14 protein-coding genes and 1 pseudogene are annotated in these 18,235 nt (G+C 68.6%); 8 read left to right on the top strand and 7 right to left on the bottom strand.

Translation table 11 applies throughout. From position 1 onward, the window contains the following. Window positions 1–14: 14 nt before the first annotated feature. A pseudogene (locus ABTZ94_RS10335) lies at window positions 15–2,678 on the bottom strand (RHS repeat-associated core domain-containing protein); the annotation flags it as partial. A 23-nt stretch (window positions 2,679–2,701) separates the two neighbouring features. On the opposite strand from ABTZ94_RS10335, the gene ABTZ94_RS10330 reads away from it, so the two are divergent. From ABTZ94_RS10330 to ABTZ94_RS10320, 3 genes are all read left to right on the top strand, one after another. Then, window positions 2,702–3,340 carry an RNA polymerase sigma factor gene (locus tag ABTZ94_RS10330; RefSeq protein ID WP_351199456.1) on the top strand — a complete coding sequence of 213 codons (639 nt, stop codon included), beginning with the start codon at window positions 2,702–2,704 and terminating at the stop codon, window positions 3,338–3,340. Beyond that, a complete protein-coding gene (locus tag ABTZ94_RS10325; RefSeq protein WP_351199454.1) occupies window positions 3,337–4,407 on the top strand; it encodes a CU044_5270 family protein in 1,071 nt (356 codons plus the stop codon). The genes ABTZ94_RS10330 and ABTZ94_RS10325 overlap by 4 nt, the downstream gene beginning before the upstream one ends. A gap of 336 nt (window positions 4,408–4,743) precedes the next feature. Next, window positions 4,744–5,214: a hypothetical protein gene (locus ABTZ94_RS10320; RefSeq protein WP_351199452.1), complete on the top strand. Its 471-nt coding sequence runs from the start codon at window positions 4,744–4,746 to the stop codon at window positions 5,212–5,214. A 174-nt stretch (window positions 5,215–5,388) separates the two neighbouring features. Here the strand turns inward: ABTZ94_RS10320 and ABTZ94_RS10315 are convergent, their stop codons facing one another. After that, window positions 5,389–8,859 (bottom strand): DEAD/DEAH box helicase, encoded by a 3,471-nt coding sequence (locus ABTZ94_RS10315; protein ID WP_351199450.1) that lies wholly within the window; start codon window positions 8,857–8,859, stop codon window positions 5,389–5,391. Window positions 8,860–9,354: 495 nt separating this feature from the next. Here ABTZ94_RS10315 and ABTZ94_RS10310 point away from each other — a divergent pair, with 495 nt between their 5' ends. From ABTZ94_RS10310 to ABTZ94_RS10300, 3 genes are all read left to right on the top strand, one after another. Beyond that, window positions 9,355–10,212, top strand: coding sequence for a helix-turn-helix domain-containing protein (locus ABTZ94_RS10310; RefSeq protein WP_502967216.1), 858 nt, complete (start codon window positions 9,355–9,357; stop codon window positions 10,210–10,212). Then, window positions 10,209–10,415 (top strand): DUF397 domain-containing protein, encoded by a 207-nt coding sequence (locus ABTZ94_RS10305; RefSeq protein WP_351199446.1) that lies wholly within the window; start codon window positions 10,209–10,211, stop codon window positions 10,413–10,415. The genes ABTZ94_RS10310 and ABTZ94_RS10305 overlap by 4 nt, the downstream gene beginning before the upstream one ends. A 399-nt stretch (window positions 10,416–10,814) precedes the next feature. Beyond that, complete coding sequence (locus ABTZ94_RS10300) at window positions 10,815–12,053, top strand: FAD-dependent monooxygenase (protein ID WP_351199444.1); 1,239 nt, start codon at window positions 10,815–10,817, stop codon at window positions 12,051–12,053. A 224-nt stretch (window positions 12,054–12,277) separates the two neighbouring features. On the opposite strand, the gene ABTZ94_RS10295 is transcribed toward ABTZ94_RS10300, so the two are convergent. The 4 genes from ABTZ94_RS10295 to ABTZ94_RS10280 form a co-directional block, all read right to left on the bottom strand. After that, a complete protein-coding gene (locus ABTZ94_RS10295; RefSeq protein ID WP_351199442.1) occupies window positions 12,278–13,162 on the bottom strand; it encodes a bile acid:sodium symporter family protein in 885 nt (294 codons plus the stop codon). 65 nt (window positions 13,163–13,227) lie between these two features. Next, the gene (locus tag ABTZ94_RS10290) at window positions 13,228–14,562 is read right to left on the bottom strand and encodes a Dyp-type peroxidase (RefSeq protein WP_351199440.1); all 1,335 of its coding nucleotides are present in this window, start codon (window positions 14,560–14,562) and stop codon (window positions 13,228–13,230) included. A 31-nt stretch (window positions 14,563–14,593) separates the two neighbouring features. Further along, the gene (locus ABTZ94_RS10285; protein ID WP_351199438.1) at window positions 14,594–15,607 is read right to left on the bottom strand and encodes a hypothetical protein; all 1,014 of its coding nucleotides are present in this window, start codon (window positions 15,605–15,607) and stop codon (window positions 14,594–14,596) included. A 66-nt stretch (window positions 15,608–15,673) separates the two neighbouring features. Next, window positions 15,674–16,207, bottom strand: a complete 534-nt coding sequence (locus tag ABTZ94_RS10280) for a hypothetical protein (RefSeq protein WP_351199436.1) — start codon at window positions 16,205–16,207, stop codon at window positions 15,674–15,676. A 453-nt stretch (window positions 16,208–16,660) separates the two neighbouring features. On the opposite strand from ABTZ94_RS10280, the gene ABTZ94_RS10275 reads away from it, so the two are divergent. Next, complete coding sequence (locus ABTZ94_RS10275; RefSeq protein WP_351199434.1) at window positions 16,661–16,873, top strand: hypothetical protein; 213 nt, start codon at window positions 16,661–16,663, stop codon at window positions 16,871–16,873. Window positions 16,874–17,024: 151 nt separating this feature from the next. After that, the gene (locus ABTZ94_RS10270) at window positions 17,025–17,327 is read left to right on the top strand and encodes a hypothetical protein (RefSeq protein ID WP_351199432.1); all 303 of its coding nucleotides are present in this window, start codon (window positions 17,025–17,027) and stop codon (window positions 17,325–17,327) included. Here ABTZ94_RS10270 and ABTZ94_RS10265 read toward each other — a convergent pair. Beyond that, window positions 17,317–18,000, bottom strand: coding sequence for an alpha/beta fold hydrolase (locus ABTZ94_RS10265; protein WP_351199430.1), 684 nt, complete (start codon window positions 17,998–18,000; stop codon window positions 17,317–17,319). The genes ABTZ94_RS10270 and ABTZ94_RS10265 overlap by 11 nt on opposite strands. Window positions 18,001–18,235: the final 235 nt, after the last annotated feature.

Genomic DNA, 18,235 nt, shown 5'->3' with positions numbered 1-18,235 from the left:
TCGTTCAGGCATCGCGGTGCAAGACCCAGCGGATCGCTCCACTCATGGGGGTTACTCACGTAGGTCGCGGGATTCGGTGACGGTGCCAGTCCTAGGGGGTCAGCGGTGAGGTAACGGGCGGATTCGGAGTCGTAGTAGCGGAAGTAGTTGTAGTGGAGTCCTGTTTCCGAGTCGAAGTACTGACCGGGGAAGCGCAACGGTGTGTACGTCAAGCTTGTTGCTGTCCAGGCCGTTGCGCCCCATAGAGTGCTACGGGTGTGCCACGTGACGTCGCCTCTTTCGTCGACGAGTTGGCTGGGAGCACCAACGAGATCGGTAACGATGGCGAAGAAGCGGGAGTTGATCTCGCGCTGCGAAGTCTCGTCCGCGGTAATGCGTTCCGTCTGACAGATGGGTCGCAGGCCATCATGGTCCCAGGTGAGAGTCACCGGGTTAGGTAGCGTACGTGCCCCGGTCGTCTGTTCGCACAGTGTCGTACCGTCCCATGTGAAGTGCACCTGTTCAACGACCATTTCACCGTCCTTCGCGAAGCGGATCTTCGCCGTGCGACGGCCGAGGGCGTCGTACTGGTAGCGCCACACCACGCCGTCCGGCGTGGTGACTGAGCGCATACGATCCTCGGCATCCCATTCGTAGCGCCAAGTGTCCGGTTTACGGGAGAGACGCACCCTCCGACGAACGGTGATGCGGCCGAGGGCGTCGTGTTCGTAGCGGATGTTGCCCGCGCGATTGATGGTCGTGCCGGTGTACTCACGTGTGCCGAGGGCTTCCTGCCCGGGGTGCGAGGCCGGCCAGGAAGCCTCGCTCTGATTGCCTGCCTCGTCGTAGGCGTAGCGCTCGGTCCAGTCAGCCGCATGGACACCAGTGACACGGCCGGCCGCGTCGAGGTCGAAAGTACGGGAGCCAATGAGTTGGTCGGTGAGTGCCACCAAGTTGCCGTCGGCGCGGTAGGTGTAGTCGCGGCGTTGGATGCTGCGGCCTGCTCCGGTGACCTGCTGGGTGGTGAGGCGGCCCATCGTGTCGAACTGTGAGGTCAGGCTGACGCTGTCGCCGATGTGGCGGGCTATCTCCTGACCCGCCGCGTCGTGTTCGAAGCTGAGGACGCGGCCCGAAGTGGTCAGTGAGGTGCGTCGGCCTGCCGCGTCATACGTCCAGGTGCTGACCGCGCCGCTGGGGGTGGTGCGGCCGGTGCGGCGTCCGAGCCGGTCGTACTGGTACGTCATCTTCCGGCCGTTGACGGTTTCAGACTGGAGACGGCCATAGCGGTCACGCAGGTACGTGATGGTGGCGTCCGCGTTGACGGCCTCGGCAAGCTGGTCGGAGAAGTCGTAGGCAAAGGTGGTGACAGCACCTGCGGCGTTCTTGGAGACGATCCGGTCCAGATCGTCCCGCTCGTAGCAGATGGCCTGGCCGAGGGCGTCAGTGCGGGCGGTCAGGCGGCCTGCCCTATCGCGGTCGTAGGCCAGGGTGCGGTTGTCGAAGTCTGTTTCGGAGACGAGGTGCCCGGCGGCGTCGTAGGTGTAGTTCCAGGTCAGTCCTTGGGGGTTGAGGACCTGTGTGAGGCGGAGTTCGTGGTCGTGGGCGAATTCGTAGCGCACGCCGTCGGGGCCGGTGCGGGCCGTCATGAGGTCGAAGTGCGTGTACTCGAAGCGGGAGACAGCGCCCATGGCATCGGTGTGGGTGAGGCAATTGCCCTCGCCATCGTACGTCCAGGACTGCGTGGTGCCGTCCGCGTCTGTGCGCCGGGACAGCCTGCCCTCCACAGTCCATTCCAGGCGAGTGACCACACCGAGCGGGTCGGTAAGGGTGACCGGTCGGCCGAAGGCATCCCGGGTGATGCATGTCATGGCGCCGAGCGGATCGGTCATCTCAAGCGGCAAACCGGCCGCGTTGCTGCGGATGCTGGTCGTATTGCCGAGCGCATCCGTCACCGAGGTTGCGTGGCCGGCCTCGTTGTAGGTGGTACGGGTCACGGCACCGGACGGGTCGATGACAGCGAGACGGTTGCCGCGCTCGTCGTACTCCTGGCGGACGACGGTCCGGTCCGGGTTGGTGACGCGGACCGGCAGGCGAAGGTCGTTGTACTCGGCGGACATTTCCCGGCCGTCCGCGCGGACCGCAGAGGTCAGCTGTCCTGCCTCGTCGTACGCGAAGCGGTTGGTGCGGCCGAGCGGGTCCGTGCGGGACAGCAGGCGGTTGTAGCGGTCGCGTTCGAAGCGGGTGGTCGCGCCCAGCGGGTCGACCTCGGCAACCACCTGGTAGCTGTCATTGATGACGTAGCGGTGGACGGCTCCACTGCTGGTGGCGGTGGTGACGCGCATCCCGCTTTCGGGATCGGTTCCGTCGTAATCCAGGCGCAGTGCCATGTGACCTGCGGCGCCGCCCTCGGCTATGCACCGGTCCCGGTCGTCGTAGGCATACTCGTACCGGCTGTCGTTCGTGTCGGTCCAGGATGTGACCCTGTCACGGTCGTCGTAGGTGAACCGGAGTGGGAGCCCTGATGAGTTGATGACCTCGGTGAGGTGGCCGTCGGTGTAGCGGTACCGGAGGATTTCCTGGTCGGTACCGTCCGAAGCGGCCCCCGCCAGGTGGAGTGCGGTGATCCGGCCCTCGCTCGTGGTGAGCTTCAGGTGATATCCGGCACCGTGGACGATTCCGGCCGGTGCTCCGGTCTCGTCAGACCCAACTCAACGGACTGCCGATGACATACACACCGTGCCGGCCCTCGGTGAGAGCCGACGCGTCACAAGGCGCCACCGCGGATGACGATGCCTGGCTGGTCAGTACCTCGCTCGCCGAGCCGGAGCGGTTCGCGGACCTCTTCGACCGCCATTCGCCTGCGATCCACCAGTACGTCGCGCGTCGCCTCGGCCGTGACGCAGCCGACGACGTCACCGCGGAAACCTTCCTGACAGCCTTCCGCATACGCGACCGTTACGACCCGGACCGAGCCTCGATACGTCCCTGGCTCCACGGAATCGCCGCCAAACTGATCAGCCGGCACCGCCGTGACGAAGTGAAGGCTCTGAAGCTCCTCGCCCGCACCCGTCACGATCCTGTGGCGGAGACCTGGACCGAGCACGCCGACGACCGTGTCGCGGCACAGGCGGCTTCCCGGCCACTGGCCGCCGCGTTGGCCCGCCTCTCACAGGGCGATCGTCACGTGCTGCTCCTCTTCGCCTGGGCCGACTTCTCCTACCAGGAGATCGCCGAGGCCCTGGAGATCCCCGTGGGGACCGTCCGCTCCCGGCTCAACCGGGCCCGCAAGAAGGTGCGCACGGCGCTGGGCGAGCACAGTCCCGTAATCGATGAACGAGTCCTCGAAGGTGGTACCGCATGAACGAGATGACCGAAGTACGCGCCCTGCGAGGGGACTGCCCGTTGCCGGACAAAGAACGCCTGGCCTCGCAGCGGGCCCGGCTCGTCCGGGCCGGGCAGAGCGGCACCGGTATCGCGGGGCGGAAAACCGCGCCCTGGGCCGCCCTGACCGGCGCGCTCCCGCGCCGCAGAGTCCTCCTGCTCACCGCGGCAGCGGCAGCCGTCGCCGTGACGGGGGGCATCGTCGCGACCCTGCCGGGCGACGCCACCGCGGGCGGCCCCCGGGTGCTGTCGGCGCGGGCCTCCGCCGAGGCTCTCGAGCTGGCCGCGGCCACGGTGGAGAGCAAGGGCGCCACCGAGCCCGGACCGAAGCAATGGGTCTATGAGAAGAGCACGAACTTCGCCGACGGAAAGCCGCAGACGACGGAGTCGTGGCAACGGTGGGACGGGACCGGCGGAGCCCTCCTGCCCGGCCTCCCCTGGCACGGCGACCCCAAGTCCTTTGATCCGAACAAGCTTCAGGTCCGTTACTGGTCCAAGGAAGAGGTGAAGAAGACGGCCAAGTCGGACTCCGACTACCGCTCTCAACCGCAGCTCTACCGCTTTCTCACGACACTGCCCGGAGACCCCGGCGCGATGATGCGGCGTATCCGCCAGGAGCACGCCATAGGCACGATCAAGGGCGAGACGAGGGCACAGCGAGACTGGCGGGAACTGGACGTCCTGTACCGCTCCATCCTGATCCCGCCCAAGGCGCAGGCGGGTATGTTCCGAGCGCTGGCAAAGGTTTCCGGTGCTCGCGTGGAGAAGGGAGTCAAGGATCCGATCGGTCGCGAGGCGATCGGAGTCTTCGTCAACTACACCGAGCGCACTGCCGCGGGTTGGCAGGGCAAGCAGGAGATCTTCTTCGACCCGAAGACCTTTGCGTACCTGGGGGAGAAGCGCGATGTCGGGCAGACGCCCGGCTCGCCCACGTACAAGGGAGAGCAACTGCCGCTTGCTGAGAACAAGAGGGTGGAGCAGAAGCCCGTGATCGTCTCCGCTCGTGCCGCCTGGGGCGTCGTCGACAAGCCCGGCGAACGTCCCTGACGCTCACCGTCCTACCCGGGACGAATCACTATCAGCTCCGGGTTCCGGGAACCTGCGGTGGCGCCTGTCGATGGCTCGCAACCGGTTGGCCGGGAGAGGAAGCAGACTGGGCCTGAGGACGTCGGACGCCTCGTCATCGGTTCCAGTGCCCACGCTGCCCTGCCGACGTGGCGGCTCAAGACCGTACGCCGTCAAGCTGAGGGTCCGAGCGCGCCGCGTGAACTCCTCGGTCATATGAGCGGGTTGCCGTGTCCTGTATGACATTCCGTCAGTCCGTAGCCCGTGCTCGGCCGGTAGGGTGGCACACCCCTGGTACGCGAACATCAAGGAGACGACGTGCGCAAGGCTGCACGGGCCGCGGTCATGACGGTCATCGCAGGAGTTCTGCTGAGCGGCTGTAGTGGCGGCGACGGCGAACGGGCGGAGCCGAAGGCCAGTGCCGGAACAGCCGAGCAGAGGCCGTCCGCGAGCCCGTCCGGGGGCGGCATCATCGAGCGTGCGACCGGAGCCTGGAAGTCCATCGGCGCAGCGAAGTCCGCCGACGGCCTGCAGACCCTCACCGTCACGGCCGGCGGAAAGGTGGTCGCCAAGGGCGACAAGCTGGACTGTACAGGCACGCTGAAGCCGGGCGAGAAGAGCGGCGAGGACGCGCCGACGCTCACCCTGTCTTGCGAAGGCGGCAACGACGGCGGACGAGGTGTCGGTACGGTCGGCATGAAGGGCGACGACGCCCTAGTCATCGACTGGGCGGGACCCAAGGGCGGCTGGGGTGGCCCGGTCGACAGTTTCCGCAGGACCGCGAGCTGAGTCCCCCCTCCGGGGTGCCACGGAGGGGTTCGCTGCCCGACCCGCCTCCTGGGATGGGTGGCGGGGCCGGCACTGAGTGGAAGATCGCGTCCTCGGCGAAGTGTGCGGCGGCTCGCTGCGGTTGGCACGCATGGACAGCCGTCTCCGGTCGTACGCGTGGGACCGCGCCCTTGCCTATCGGCAGCGACACCCCTCGGCCAGCCTCGGCGGGGCCAACTCCCGCATGGCTGCCTGCTCGGTCTCCGACATGCACGGCAGCTGCCCTGCGAGTACGTCGAAGTACCGGTGGCCGCTCCACGCGTCGTGGTCGCCCACGACGAACAGCCGCCTGCGGGCGCGACTCACCGCGACATTCAGCAGATTCGGTGCCGTGGCCGCCCAGGTCCGGGGGCCTCGCTTCTCCCCTCCCGCCCCGAGGACCAGCAGCACGACATCGGCTTCCTTGCCCTGGGTCGTATGCACGGTGCCCACCCTGTCGCGCGGAACCACGGTGCACAGTCCGCGACGCAGCCCGGCCACGACGTCACGGAAGGGGCTGATGACGAACAGCTCCCGCTCGGGGTCCAAGCCCTGGTCGACGAGCCGGTGCACGATGACGTTGGCGCAGTCCCCCTCGTCCGGAGACCACTTTCCCTGTGGTGCCCGTCCGCCACGCACCGGCCACCACACGCTGCGACGGGCCACCGCGTAGTCGTCGTTCCGGTGTACGCCGTGCACCATGAGCCCGTCGTAGGCGATGTCGTTGCTGATCGTGAACATCGGATCGTCGCAGCGCCGGTGCACGCGCAGAGGTGACCCCACCCACACCCGGTCGTCCTCCGATCCCTGAGGCGCGGGAAGCCATGTGCCGTATCGGTTCAGCCGGTCGGCCACGCGCTGCGCCGACGTGAGGGACGGTTCCCACTCCTCGGCCACCCCGAAACTACGGCGAAGAGCCTGCTGCCCCGTGTGCGGCAGCGTGACCACCGGCTCCAGTTGCAGCGGGTCGCCCACGATGACTCCTCTGCGCGCCCTCCACAGGGCGCCCACCGGCATCTGTGCGGTCGCCTGGCCGGCCTCGTCGATCAGCATCCAGCCCAGCGACCGGGGTCCCAGCCCCGCGAACATCCGGTCCAGGGAGGCGAACGTGGTGGAGACGACGGGCAGAGCGAGGAACAGGCTCTGCCAGGCCGCCAGCACCACTTCGGGCTTCAGGGTCTTGGGTGCGTCGCCGCAGAGGACGTCCATCGCCGCGTCGAGATTTTTGCGCATCCGGTCGGCCGCGCCTTCGATGAACGCGCGGTGCAGGTCCATCGCGGCGAGAAAGAGCCGGGTGCGGGCCCGGGTGAATTCCGGGTCGGACCAGGGCGAGGAGAGCTCCCTCGCATCCTCCTCTGTTCTCTCGCCGCGCTCTTCTTGGCCTGGAATGCAGGTGCCCCAGCGCTCAAGGGCTGCCTCCAAGGTTGCCAGGAGTTGTGCGTGCCGTCCCGCCGCCGCATCGAGCGCCCGCCCGGCCTCGTCCAGGACACCCCTGTGGGCCGCTTCGGCCCGGTCGTACGCGGCGGCCGCCTGCGTGTGTTCCTCGTACGCGGCCCGAGCTGCCTGCTCGGCTTCGGCCAGCACCTGGTCCTCCGCCTGCCAGTCGCGCTGCGCCGCACCGAGTGTGAAGATGCCCGCGGTCAGACCGGGACGGTGCCGACGGTGCTCCGCCCTTCGACCCGCAGGGCCTGCGAGGTCCCTCTGTGCCCTGCCGCGAGCCGCACGGGCCTCCGCGGCCGGTTGCTGAAGTGCAGCCAGGTCCTGCTCGGCGTTGAGAACCGCCTCCTGGGCGGTGGCTACGGCCGCGTGCGAGCCGCTGAAGTCCAGGAGTGCCTCATACGCTCGCTGACGCTCGTCCCTCAGGGCCTGCACCGTCTGCCGTGCGTTCCGGAAGCGGGCTACGGACTCCCGCCACGACATCAGGTCGCCGCCGCGCGAAGCAGCCGCCTTCAGGACGTCCCGCATGCCCTCGCCACGCTCGGCCCGCTCCTCGCGCGGAGGGCCGAACCAGTACTTGCTGCGGAAATCCGAACGGTTTCCCTTGTTGCCGAGCTTCGCGGCGAGGGTTCCCCACGCCGGTACGCCGTCGAGAACAAGGCGTCCCTGTTCCGGGAAGAAGGACGCTTCCTCCCGCCACTCCGCGGCGACGGATTCGAGCGCGGGGATCTCGTTGGAGACGTTCTCGACGGCGCCGTTGTTGGCCGACGCGATCACCATCTCGTAACCTGCCAGCTCCGGTTTGAGCGACGCGACAGACCGCTGGTAGGTGCCGGTACTCCAGCGGTACGCCTGGCCGGTGAACGCGTCTTCGGGACGCCGGAGTTCGGACAGTCGCTCTGCCCGCATGACCAGCACGGAGGCGATGAGGTCCCGCAACTGTGTGGTCTTACCCGTACCGGGCGGACCGTTCACCGCGTACAGGCCGTCGGTGTCGGCGAGCTGCTCCACGATCCGGTTCACTGCGAACTGCTGGCTCAGCACCAGCGGGTGCTCCGTCTTCGCCGGCCATCGTCCGAGTGGGAAGTGGGCCGGCTGCACGCCGTCGAGTACCGCACCGGGTTCGTGTTTGAGGTCGACGCGCGCACGGCCGCGCAGCGCGGTCGAGGCGGTCAGGTAGTCCCGTAGCGCCGGCCCCGGCTCGTCCTTGCCGAGGCTGCCTGCGACCAGGCCGAGGTCCGCCGCGATGAAGCTGTTCAGGAAATCCGACCCTCCCGACCGGCCGGCCTTCCGCCTTGACACAGATCTGCACTGGACGCGAATCATCTCCGGCCGCAGGTCTTCGGTGACGCCGAACTGTTCTGCGACCCAGCGGGTGACAGCCGACAGGTCACGCACGGTCAGCGGCTTCTCCCCGAGCCGGGGCGGAGCCTCGTCGCCGTCCCCCGCATCGGCTGCGTTGCCCTCGTCCAACGGGCTCTCGTCCAGCGGCCCGTCGTCCTCGCGCCTGGCGGAGCGCCTGGCACCGCCGTCGGCCACTGCGTCGACGGCGCCGGAGAGGGCACCGACCGCCAGGTCACCGAGCACCGGTCCGAGCGCGGCGTTCAAGGCACCGCCAACCGCGCCGACCGTGATCTCGCACAGCAACCCCGCGAAAGGCCGCTGCCGCCGCCCTGGCGCGGTGTCCGCGATCGTCACCTTGCCGTCGCCGACACCCAGCACAACACTTTCGCACTCGTCGGCTTCCGCCTCGAAACCGTCGAGCCAGCCCTGAGCCCCGGGGCCGGGCTTACGGCTGCGCCCCGTCGCCCAGGCGCACGCGGAGAAGGTGATGGAGTCCTGGACCAGCAGCCCTTCATCCGTGACCTCGAAGGCCAGCAGGGCGCTGTCACCGTCCACGCGGCCGTCGTGGTCCTCCTCGCTGCTGCCGAAGACATCGAGCAGGACATCGCGGACGGACGCGACCGGGTACACGCCGCAGTAGACGGTGTGTTGCCTGACCATGTTCCGGCCCGGGCTCCGCCGCCGTACGGGATGCCCCTCTTCCCACGGCAGAGGGCTCCCGGATTCCACGGGATACATGCCTTTCGGCGGCGATGGCTTCTCCACCTTCTGCGGGCTGAACATCTCCACCGCGCGCCAGTAGCGCACGATGTCCGCCCTGCGCCGTCGTTCACTGCTCGCCGCCATACGGCCCGCCCCCTCGTCCCGGTCCGCCAGAAATGATCACCCTAGCCAGCTCCGTGCGCGGTGCGTAGGCGGCTGTGGCGCATATGCGACCTCGGGGGTGGCGCCCGCTCCCCCGCAGGCGGCGAACGGGCGGTCTGTTGCCCGTCAGGACGCGAGCTGGATCAGGCAGCGCTTCGGGGCCGACCCGGGGGTCGCTCGCGGAATGGGCAACACCCCGGGATGGCTGGGTGCGGCTGCACGGGGGCGAGTGGTGCGATGCGCCCCTCGTACACCTCTTCGGGCGGCTGCGGGCTCGCACGTCCAGGGGAACTGAACGGTTCATCCGGAAAACGATCTGGGCCCGTGCCTACCGTTGACCAGAGAGATACGCGCCGACGACTTCGCGTGTACGCGTCGGCACGCGGGCTGTACGCGGCACGGGGCGTGACCGGCTCCGGTCGGCCGCGTTGCCCGATTCAGAGGTGCGGGCGTTCGGGGCAGGCAGGGCTACGCGGGATGGTACGGGAGGCGTGGGACGTGGACGATCAGCGACAGCAGCCGGAGCACGAGTACGAGGTCGGGTCGGGCATCTTGCACGTGTTCGGGCAGCACTTGAAGCTGTTCCGGGTACGGGCCGGTCTGGAACGGGCGGAGTTCGGAGCAATGACGGGGTACGCGGCGTCGTCCATCGCGTCGTTCGAGCAGGGGCGCCGAATCCCACAGCCGAAGTTCATCGACCAGGCGGACGAACTGCTGGATGCGGGCGGGGTGTTGAAGGCCAGCAAGGAGGAGGTCTCTCGGGCGCAGTATCCGGCGTTCTTCCGGGACGCGGCGCGGCTGGAGGTGCAGGCTGTTGAGCTGCACGTGTACGCGACGAAGGCCGTACCAGGGCTGTTGCAGACGGAGGAGTACGCGCGAGCGGTGTTCTCCATGGGGCGACCGCTATTGGCGGAAGAGGAGATCGGGCAACGTGTGACCGCGCGCATCGCGCGCCAGACCATCCTCTCCCGCAAGCCGTTGCCCACGATCAGCTTCGTCATCGAGGAGTTCGTGTTGCGCCGTCCTTTGGGCGGGCGCTCCGTGATGAGAGGACAGCTGGAGCAGATCCTGGCGCTCGGGCAGCGGCGCAATCTCGAAATCCAGGTGATGCCGATCGAGCTGGAGGAGCATGCTGGGCTGGAAGCCCCCTTCACCTTGATCGAGACGAAGGAAGGACAGAGGATCGCGTACGTGGAGGCGTACAAGGACAGCCGCCTCTACACAGACCGGGCGTCGGTCAGGGAGCTTGAGGAGCAATACGGGATCCTCCGAGCTCAGGCTCTCACCCCGCGCGAATCGCTGGCCTTTGTCGAAAAGTTGCTAGGAGAAGCATGAACGTCGAAGAGCCCAGGCGGGCTGTGTCCAAGCGAGCCTGGTTCAAGAGCAGCTACAGCACTGGCTCGGGCGGCGAGTGCGTCGAGGTCGCGGCTTGCCCCGGTACCGTCCACGTCCGCGACTCGAAGGACAAGGCGGGGCCGATCCTTTCTGTCGCCCCTGGCGGCTGGGCGGCCTTCGTGGAGTTCGCCGCGCAGGGCTGACCCGCCCCACGGACGGCAACGCCCCGCCACCGAGCGTTCTGGCGGCGGGGCGTCCTCTTGTACACGCTTGTACGCGGGACCCAGCCGGCCTTCTTCGCCCGGCCGCGAGTCTTCTTCTCCGGCCGTCACGCCCTGAGGTCCTCGGCCGAGAGCCCGTGCTTGGCGCGCTGCTCATCCAGGTACGCCTGATCCTGAGGGGGAGTCGGCGTTCTGGCGCCATGGAGCACACGGGAAACCAAATGGTCCGGACCCAGCCGTCAAGAGGTACAGACCAATTAACTGAGTCTTCGTCATATCCGTTGATATACGGGTCTGTTGTTTTGCAAGAAGGCCGTAATGCGCGGAATTGAGGGTGCGGCCTGTGGGACACTCTCAGCTTGCACACGAGGGGGACATCAGATGCGTGGAGACCGGGTCGTCGTCGTGGGCGGCAGCGTCGCCGGGTGCGCCGCCGCACTCGCCGCGCACCGGGGCGGCGCCGGTGAGATCGTGGTCCTGGAGCGTACGCCGGGACAACTGGCGGAGCGGGGCGTCGGACTCGCGGTGCACAACGAGCGTTACGACGAGCTGCGGTCGGTCGGATACCTGGACTCGCAAATGCCCTGGATCCAGCTGACACGCCGGCGCTGGTACGTACGCGACGAGGGCGGCGCAGGGCTCGGCCGGGTGATCGGCGAGATGCCCTTCCCGTTCCGTTCGTACAACTGGGGACCGCTCTGGAAGGAGCTCCGCAGACGGATTCCGGGTGCGGTCGAGTTCCGTACCGGCACCACCGTCGACGCCTTGCAGCACGGCGCGGACGGGGTCGAGCTGCGTACCACGGGCGTCGGCGGCAGCAACCGCACCGAGGTGTTCGATCTCGCCATCGGCGCGGACGGCTACCGTTCCCTCGTCCGCACCGAGGTCTGCGCCGGGCTCGCCGCCGCACCGCGTCCCGAGTACGCCGGCTATCTGGCTTGGCGCGGAGCCTTTCCCTTATCCAGGATGACCGCCGCCGACCAGCGTCTGTGGGACGTCGAGGAGTGTGCGTACATCGTCTTCCCCGGCGGCCATGTGATCGTCTACCGCATCCCGGGCTCCACCGGCGGTCACCGGGTGAACTGGGTGCTCTACACCGCCCCTCCCCCGGACCTCGAACTGTCCCTGGACACTCCGACGAGTCTCCCGCCCGGCACGCTCACCGATGCCCTGCACTCCCATATCGCCGCTGTGGCCGCCCAGTCGCTGCCGGGATACTGGGGCCGCCTGGTGGGCCTGACCACGCCGGACGAGCTGTTCGTCCAGCCTCTGTACGACTTCACGGCGCCGCGCTATGCCATCGGCCGGCTGCTGCTGGCCGGCGACGCCGCGACCGTGGCCCGCCCGCACACCGGTGCGGGCGCGGTCAAGGCGCTCCAGGACGCGACGGCACTGGAGTCCGCCCTCAGGTCCACATCCGACTGGACCGGTGCGCTCCGTGCGTACGACTCCGAACGCACCGCGGCCGGCCGGGCCATGGTGCGGCTGGGGCGGCGGCTGGGCCACGCCCTGGTGGAGGCCACCCCGGACTGGGGCTCGATGGACGGGCCGACGCTGGACGCGTGGTGGCAACGGGCCGCAGCCGACGGCGGGTTCGGTGGCCGCGCCCTGAAGCCGTGACCACTCGCGCCGCCTTCGACCCCGCTCGGGCCGGGGGACCCACTGCTCGACCGACTGCAAGACCATCTGGACCGAGCGAACGCTCGCACCAACGTGATCGAGATGCCCGGGCGTATACGCAAACGTGGACCACGATGTGCAACGCGGCGGCACATCCGCCCCTGGCCTGGCCGATCCGAGAGTGTTCCAGCGACGCGATGCTCTTGAACCGTGTGTACCCCTCGTCAGCGCGTCTCACCGGTTCGCGGGGGGCGGTTTCTCCGGCGGCTGAACACCGTAGCGATCGGGAGGGCTGCTGCCAGGCCGCTGAGCAGGACTGCGGCGAGCGCGCCGAGGATGGCGGGTTGGTTGTCGAAGGCGATGCCGATCGCGGCCAAAGCGGGCCCCACGTTGCGCACTGCGGCGACGCTTCCCATGGTGGTGCGGCGCACCGGCGGACCCGTGGCCAGCAGTGTGCCGACGGCGAAGGCTGCGACTGCGAGCACGAAACCGGCCAGGAGGGCGAGCGAGCCGAGCAGCGCGAGGACGTCACGCCAGCTGCCCAGGAGCATGCCCGCCAGCACGATCAGGAACGTCACGTTCGAGACCGCGTCCGCAGTGGGGTGCCACTCTCGTGCGGTGGGTGTCGCGTAGCGGCGCAGCAGCAGGCCGATGGCGAATGGTACGAGCTGCAGCAGGGCCACGGTCCACACCAGCGCCGCCACATCGAGGGAGACGCTGTTGCCAACGTTCGCGGCGGTGAGAATGCCGTTGACAGTCGGGGCGAAGGTGAGGCTTCCGATGGTGGCGAGCAGCACCTGCATCGCCGCGCCCGCGACGACGTCGCCGTCCTGCACCATGGCCAGCTTCGCCCCGAAGGGCCCGCCCGGGGAGGAGGCGATCAGGACGAGCGCGACGAACGGCGCGGCAGGCAGGCCGAACAACGCACCGACTCCCCAGCCGAGCAGCGGGACGACCACCGTATTGGCGAGCAGGGCCAGCACAAGCAGCGGGACATCGGTGAAGACGCCCCGCAGCGCCTCGACGGTGGCCCCCAGACCGGCGGCGAACATGGTGGCAGCGATGAAGATCACGGTGACGGCGTTGAACAGCAGATGCAGGGTGTCCATGAGGTGATCCCCTCGGGCGGGCGTGGCGCCCCGGTGCGGCGCCTCGGCGCGGCCTCATCGCACGATCAGTCCCGGAGGTCACCGAGCCAGCGCAGGGCACGCAGGCCCGGCAGGAAGCAGTACTCACCGCCGCGCGTGACAACAAACCGCGGCAACGGGGGCAGGCGCCGTCGCAGCGGCCGCCGGGGAATGGTGAAGCCACTGGCGCCGTCGTGGGACCCGGTGACGGGGTCTTTGGCACTGCCCGCTCCGAAGAAGACGCCGTCGTTCATCCACTCGGACTGGACGAACTCGAACTGCCGCCCCAGATGGGCTCCGATGAAAGAGAACATGAGGCCGCGGTCCACCCCGTCGTCCTCCAGGACTCCCTCGGGCAGCGGCGCACCGTAGACGGCGCCGCGTCTGATCATGCGGTGCAGACGCACTTCCCCCGCCACCGACGCGTCACGAGGGTTGGCCCGGCGGATGTGACACCCGCCGGGCGTGATGAATCCGGCTGGATCATCACGCTCGTACAGGAATGTGTTGCGGCGCTGCGCATCGGCGCCCAGAGCGGGGTCGTCCTGGTCCGGGCTGAGCGCCAGCGGGGCTCCGCTGCGCCACCGGCCCATGATCTTGGCTGCCAGCAGTTCCTCGTCCTCGGGGCCGGTGGCGTTGTCCCGCAGGTAGCGCCGGAATGCGGCGACGTGCTGGTGAAGTTTACGGAAGACCGCGTAGCCGCCGTTGCGTCCCAGCACCTCCGGCTGCGGAGTCTGGATGCCACCGATCTCGTCCCGGTAGCCGAGCACGAACTCGCCGGCCTTCAAAGGCTTCTCCAGCTGGTTGGACCCGGCGATGCCGCTGCCCGCGACGGCGGGGTGGCTGACGCCGTCGCGATAGCCGAAATGCTCCTTCTCGGTGGCCAGCGCGTAGCAGTCCTGCCGCCAAATCGCGGTCACACCGGGAAGGCGTTCGTAGGCGGGGCGTGCTCGGTCGAGGGCCGCCTCCAACTGCGGGGCGTCAGGTGCGACCGCCGTGAGGACCACGTGGACATCCGCCGTGCCCAGCGGCGCTTCCCAGTGCTCGGGGCTGCTCTCGGCGACGTCGCCCAGCGCCCTGGCCCGGGCGGTCATCCCCTGCCGGAACTCCCAGGCGAACGTCTTCAGCGACGCGTGCGGCACACCCAGCGCCTCCATCCCGTGGCGGGTGACCGCAACACTCACCCACGTCTCCCCCAGGGGACTGTCCGGGTCGGCGGCAGAAGTCACCACCGCGCTCGCTCGCCGCATCAGCTCCCGCCCGTGCGCCCGGTCATCGACGCGGAACACAAGGTACGTCGCCGCATAGGGAGTCGGCCGGGGACTGAGAACCCCGCGCTGTATGTCGTCGAGCTCCAGTGCGGCTCGTGCGTGCCCGCTCACGCCTCTCGCCTCCTTCCGGCTCTCTGCGGCATTACTTCGTGACCAGGTTCCGCCAGAAGTTCCGCAGACTCTCGTCGCCGCCGAACAACGAACTGAAGATCGTGGAGTCCGCCAGCAGCACGTCGCCGGCCCGCTCACCTCTGGGGGGCATCCACAGGAACATGTTGAACTCGGTGTTGCCGGCCTCGGTGAACGGATGCGGCCTGGCGGTGTCGATCGGCTGCCTGGCCAGCACATGAATGGCATCCGGCTCGTCCGTCGTCACGGCGTAGTGCGGTAGGTGCATATGGAAGTTGAAGTTCGTCACCCCGTCCAGCCACCCTTTCGCGTCCAGGTCCCTGACTGTGGACAACGGGGCTATCTTGTTCGACTCCTGCACGGCGGGACGCAGTCCGTAGCGGTTCTCGACCGGCACCCCGAGGCCCTGCATCAAGTCCCGGACGTGGGTGGCGAACCGCTGCTGCCGGGGAACCAGGGGATCGCCATGATGGCGGTACTCCATATCCCGCACCGCGAGATCGTCCGATGCCCCGACGTCGTGGTGGGGCCCGAGGACCAGGCAAGCGTCCTCCCGGCCGAGGAAGGCCCGCAGCGCCTCGACCTCCCCGGGCTCGGCCCCCTGCCCGGTGATCATGTGATCCAGCCCGAACACGAACAAGGTGTCGGTGTCGGCCAGTACCCGCTCGTCGAGCGGGGTACGGAAACCGGCCTGGTCGATACGCTGATATACGGGGACGGCGTGCCCAGTGGTCTCCTCGACGAACTGCTGAAACGGCACCCAGGCCCAGAAGAACAACTCCAGTGAACCCGCGATGCCCTGCTGGAACTGCAGTGGGTCGGACCACTTCGGGTCCTCGTAGGCAGGCCAGGCCGCTCGCCTGACCTCGGTCATGGTGGAGAACCGGTTGTCGAGCTCGGCCGGGTTCCGGCCTGCCTCGGCCGGATAACTCCACGAGACGTAGATGCTCACACGCCGTCGACCAGGGGTGTATGCGCGCGGGGCATGGTTCTGGTTGTAGGTGCGTGCGGTCCTGACCTCGCTCATCTCGTCTCCGATCCGCAGTGGCACATGCACGCGCAATGCCTCCTGCTCATTGCAGGCTGCGGGCCCTCACTGCAGCTGGTCGAGCATCTCCGACAGGGCGCCCTTGATCCGCAGAGCCTTCTTGATCTCATCGGCGGTGACGTACGGATACTCGCCGTACTCGATGAAGCTCGGGCAGTGGTGCTCACGCACGAACCTGATGAACGCCTCGGGGTTGGTCTTCCAGTCCTCGGGGAACCCTTCAAGGTTCTCGAACGCCGTGCTCACCCCCGCCTTACTGAAAAGCGCGATGGCGTCTTCGGTGTACTTGTCGAAATCCGTGTCGAAGATCCCCTGATACATGAAGCGCGTGTCGTCGTCGAAGAGCACCCAGCGCAAGTAGTGCAACTTCAGCGGCGCGAGAAGATAAGGATTACTCTCCAGCGCCCTGGCCAGGGCGTAGCCGTACTCCCGCACCGCCTCTGCCCGGCCCGGCTTGACCTTCGCGATGATGGTGAACCCGTAACACGCCGGTGTCTTCGGGAAAACAGGGCCGTACTTCCCCTGCTCGAGATGGTCGGTCTCCTTGGGGATGACGGCCGCCTGCGGCTTGATCTCCATCTCTGCTCCTCCCCCTACAGGCCGGGAACAATCCTCCCCATCGTCCCACTCGGCCTCGCCGTCCGCCTCTCAGCAGCAGAGTCGTGATCCCGAGCCGCGCATGTGGGCAGCACCGTCGGTGAGCCGGCCGGACCCGGCCGCAGCGATGGTCGGGGTCACGTGACGGCCGGGATGGCCGTGAGCCGCTCCGGATCCGCCTTGAGCCCGTCCATCAGCGTGTCGCCCCTGGAAACCGATGCCCATTGCACAACCCCTGCTCCTCGTGGTGCCCGTACGTGAGGTTTCCGGGATCGGTGGACCCTACCGTGCGATCCCCCGCACGCCGTGCCCGTGGGTCCGTCAGCCGCCGAGGACGACCGTGCGCCGGGCGGAGAAGTCACCCCACTTGCCGTCGGGCAGCTTTGCGCGGATCTTCATCGCGCAGGCGATCGTGCGTAGGCGGCCCTCGGCGGCGTGCCGTGTACACCAGTGGTCCGTTGGCGCCAGAAGTACGAGGCGGACGAGGCGAGCCTTCGCGTCTCGCTGGCCATGCTGACCCCCAGCGACACCATCCCCCGGTCCGAGCGCATCTTCGGTCCGCCGGTTCCGGTTCCGGCCGACGCACCCCTGGTCGACCGGGCCGTCGCCATGAGCGGCCGCCGCCCGGACTGGCAGCCGGGCGACTGAGCAGCCGGCGACTGAGCGGTGGGCGGCTGGGGCCGGAGCAGCCCGAGGCCCTGGGCCGGGACGGCCGGTGACCGGATCCGGGCCGGGCCGGGTCGGGTCGGGTCGGGTCGGGTCGGGTCGGGTCGGGTCGGGTCAGCATGCGCGCCGCCTCATGTGCCTGCTCGCGCAGTCGCTCGTCGGCCGGGACCATCCCCGATTCCAGGCCCGAGGCCGTCAGCCGGAGATCCTGTTCGGCAGGAGCCGTCAGGCGGCGGTGGTCTTCGGTGAGGGCGGCGGAGCCGAGGGTGACAAGAGTCTCCAGCGCGGGGACCAGCGGCCGGGCCGCATCGCCGATGCGGTCGCCGCCCGTGCGGCACGGGTGAACGGCCGGCGCAGCTCCCGGCCGTGCGCGGCCCCCAGGGGCAGCACACGGCTGCCAGGTCCTGGGCCGCAAGCCTTCGCGGTCAGCTGGTGAAGAACTCCGTGATCTGCTGGGCGACCTGGTCGGGGTGGATCTCATGCACCCGGTGACCGCCCCCGAGCGTGATCAGCCGGCAGTCCGGGATCAGCGAGGCCATGTCCTGCAGGCGCCCCTGGGGCATGGTGGACTCCGGGCCGCCGGCGATCATCAGCGTCGGCGCGACGATCTCGCCGAGGCCGGCCGCCCACTCGGGGTCGGGGTCGGCCACCTCGGCCCGGATGGGAGCGACGACGGCCCAGTCGTAGTCCACCGGTCCCTCCGGTTCGGGGGCCGGCTTCATCTCGCTCGGGAACGGCGGCGGGGTCTCCACCAGCACCAGCCGCTCCACCCGGTCCGCGTGCTCCTGGGCGAGCAGATGGGCGACGACACCGCCCATCGAGTGGCCGACCAGGCCCACCCGGTCGAGCTCGCACTCGTCGAGGAAGCCGAGGACGTCGTCCCGCATCAGCTCGACGGAGTACTCGTCCGGCCAGTCGCTCTCGCCGTGACCACGCAGGTCGATGGCGTACACCCGCCACTGTTCGCCGAGCAGACTCCCGGCCGCCTCCCAGCTCGCGGCACAATCGCCGAGGCCGTGCAGCAGGACCACGGGCGAGCCGAAGGGGTCGCCCCAGGTCCGATACGCCAGCCGCACATCGCCGACATCCACAACAGACTGATCTTCCATACCCATGACGCTACAGCCGAATGAACCAAGACCTTTCACCCGCGGCCTGGCAGGGTTGAGGGATGATCACCGCTCCTCGCCCGCTGCTCATCGCTGCCACCGCCGCTCTCACGGCCGTCGCCCTGCTCTCCGGATGCTCGGCGGCCGGGTCCGCCAGGGGCGGACCGGAAGCCGGGCTCGACGATCCGGCGAAGAAGGAGATCGCCATGCAGCTGGTCTCCAGCGCGGAGAACTC

It is taken from the genome of Streptomyces sp. NPDC002785 (assembly GCF_040295565.1).
In the GTDB taxonomy this organism is placed as follows: Bacteria; Actinomycetota; Actinomycetes; order Streptomycetales; family Streptomycetaceae; genus Streptomyces.
Note: the sequence above shows the minus strand (reverse complement) of the source record. Positions and strands in the feature narration are given on the sequence as shown.